Source organism: Streptomyces griseicoloratus, assembly GCF_014534645.1.
Taxonomy (GTDB): domain Bacteria; phylum Actinomycetota; class Actinomycetes; order Streptomycetales; family Streptomycetaceae; genus Streptomyces; species Streptomyces griseicoloratus.
Genome location: NZ_JACVQF010000033.1, coordinates 1 through 3123 on the forward strand (window position 1 = coordinate 1; position 3123 = coordinate 3123).

The following is a 3123-nucleotide window of genomic DNA, read 5'->3' on the forward strand; positions in this document are numbered from 1 at the left end:
AGACCCAAGCTGGCTAGCGTTTAAACTTAAGCTTGCCACCATGAAGCGCACCGCCGATGGATCCGAGTTCGAATCCCCTAAAAAGAAAAGAAAGGTGAACATCCCCGCTCTGGTGGAAAACCAGAAGAAGTACTTTGGCACCTACAGCGTGATGGCCATGCTGAACGCTCAGACCGTGCTGGACCACATCCAGAAGGTGGCCGATATTGAGGGCGAGCAGAACGAGAACAACGAGAATCTGTGGTTTCACCCCGTGATGAGCCACCTGTACAACGCCAAGAACGGCTACGACAAGCAGCCCGAGAAAACCATGTTCATCATCGAGCGGCTGCAGAGCTACTTCCCATTCCTGAAGATCATGGCCGAGAACCAGAGAGAGTACAGCAACGGCAAGTACAAGCAGAACCGCGTGGAAGTGAACAGCAACGACATCTTCGAGGTGCTGAAGCGCGCCTTCGGCGTGCTGAAGATGTACAGGGACCTGACCAACGCATACAAGACCTACGAGGAAAAGCTGAACGACGGCTGCGAGTTCCTGACCAGCACAGAGCAACCTCTGAGCGGCATGATCAACAACTACTACACAGTGGCCCTGCGGAACATGAACGAGAGATACGGCTACAAGACAGAGGACCTGGCCTTCATCCAGGACAAGCGGTTCAAGTTCGTGAAGGACGCCTACGGCAAGAAAAAGTCCCAAGTGAATACCGGATTCTTCCTGAGCCTGCAGGACTACAACGGCGACACACAGAAGAAGCTGCACCTGAGCGGAGTGGGAATCGCCCTGCTGATCTGCCTGTTCCTGGACAAGCAGTACATCAACATCTTTCTGAGCAGGCTGCCCATCTTCTCCAGCTACAATGCCCAGAGCGAGGAACGGCGGATCATCATCAGATCCTTCGGCATCAACAGCATCAAGCTGCCCAAGGACCGGATCCACAGCGAGAAGTCCAACAAGAGCGTGGCCATGGATATGCTCAACGAAGTGAAGCGGTGCCCCGACGAGCTGTTCACAACACTGTCTGCCGAGAAGCAGTCCCGGTTCAGAATCATCAGCGACGACCACAATGAAGTGCTGATGAAGCGGAGCAGCGACAGATTCGTGCCTCTGCTGCTGCAGTATATCGATTACGGCAAGCTGTTCGACCACATCAGGTTCCACGTGAACATGGGCAAGCTGAGATACCTGCTGAAGGCCGACAAGACCTGCATCGACGGCCAGACCAGAGTCAGAGTGATCGAGCAGCCCCTGAACGGCTTCGGCAGACTGGAAGAGGCCGAGACAATGCGGAAGCAAGAGAACGGCACCTTCGGCAACAGCGGCATCCGGATCAGAGACTTCGAGAACATGAAGCGGGACGACGCCAATCCTGCCAACTATCCCTACATCGTGGACACCTACACACACTACATCCTGGAAAACAACAAGGTCGAGATGTTTATCAACGACAAAGAGGACAGCGCCCCACTGCTGCCCGTGATCGAGGATGATAGATACGTGGTCAAGACAATCCCCAGCTGCCGGATGAGCACCCTGGAAATTCCAGCCATGGCCTTCCACATGTTTCTGTTCGGCAGCAAGAAAACCGAGAAGCTGATCGTGGACGTGCACAACCGGTACAAGAGACTGTTCCAGGCCATGCAGAAAGAAGAAGTGACCGCCGAGAATATCGCCAGCTTCGGAATCGCCGAGAGCGACCTGCCTCAGAAGATCCTGGATCTGATCAGCGGCAATGCCCACGGCAAGGATGTGGACGCCTTCATCAGACTGACCGTGGACGACATGCTGACCGACACCGAGCGGAGAATCAAGAGATTCAAGGACGACCGGAAGTCCATTCGGAGCGCCGACAACAAGATGGGAAAGAGAGGCTTCAAGCAGATCTCCACAGGCAAGCTGGCCGACTTCCTGGCCAAGGACATCGTGCTGTTTCAGCCCAGCGTGAACGATGGCGAGAACAAGATCACCGGCCTGAACTACCGGATCATGCAGAGCGCCATTGCCGTGTACGATAGCGGCGACGATTACGAGGCCAAGCAGCAGTTCAAGCTGATGTTCGAGAAGGCCCGGCTGATCGGCAAGGGCACAACAGAGCCTCATCCATTTCTGTACAAGGTGTTCGCCCGCAGCATCCCCGCCAATGCCGTCGAGTTCTACGAGCGCTACCTGATCGAGCGGAAGTTCTACCTGACCGGCCTGTCCAACGAGATCAAGAAAGGCAACAGAGTGGATGTGCCCTTCATCCGGCGGGACCAGAACAAGTGGAAAACACCCGCCATGAAGACCCTGGGCAGAATCTACAGCGAGGATCTGCCCGTGGAACTGCCCAGACAGATGTTCGACAATGAGATCAAGTCCCACCTGAAGTCCCTGCCACAGATGGAAGGCATCGACTTCAACAATGCCAACGTGACCTATCTGATCGCCGAGTACATGAAGAGAGTGCTGGACGACGACTTCCAGACCTTCTACCAGTGGAACCGCAACTACCGGTACATGGACATGCTTAAGGGCGAGTACGACAGAAAGGGCTCCCTGCAGCACTGCTTCACCAGCGTGGAAGAGAGAGAAGGCCTCTGGAAAGAGCGGGCCTCCAGAACAGAGCGGTACAGAAAGCAGGCCAGCAACAAGATCCGCAGCAACCGGCAGATGAGAAACGCCAGCAGCGAAGAGATCGAGACAATCCTGGATAAGCGGCTGAGCAACAGCCGGAACGAGTACCAGAAAAGCGAGAAAGTGATCCGGCGCTACAGAGTGCAGGATGCCCTGCTGTTTCTGCTGGCCAAAAAGACCCTGACCGAACTGGCCGATTTCGACGGCGAGAGGTTCAAACTGAAAGAAATCATGCCCGACGCCGAGAAGGGAATCCTGAGCGAGATCATGCCCATGAGCTTCACCTTCGAGAAAGGCGGCAAGAAGTACACCATCACCAGCGAGGGCATGAAGCTGAAGAACTACGGCGACTTCTTTGTGCTGGCTAGCGACAAGAGGATCGGCAACCTGCTGGAACTCGTGGGCAGCGACATCGTGTCCAAAGAGGATGGATCCCTTCAACTGCCTCCACTTGAAAGACTGACACTGGGATCCGGCTCGAGCATGGAAGCCAGCCCAGCATCCGGGCC

1 protein-coding gene is annotated in these 3123 nt (G+C 55.3%); it reads left to right on the forward strand.

Going from position 1 to position 3123, the window contains the following annotated elements:
- Nucleotides 1-40: 40 nt before the first annotated feature.
- Nucleotides 41-3123, forward strand: a 3083-nt coding sequence (gene cas13b, locus H0H10_RS01090; protein ID WP_188178876.1) for a type VI-B CRISPR-associated RNA-guided ribonuclease Cas13b, incomplete at its 3' end; no start/stop codon positions are given.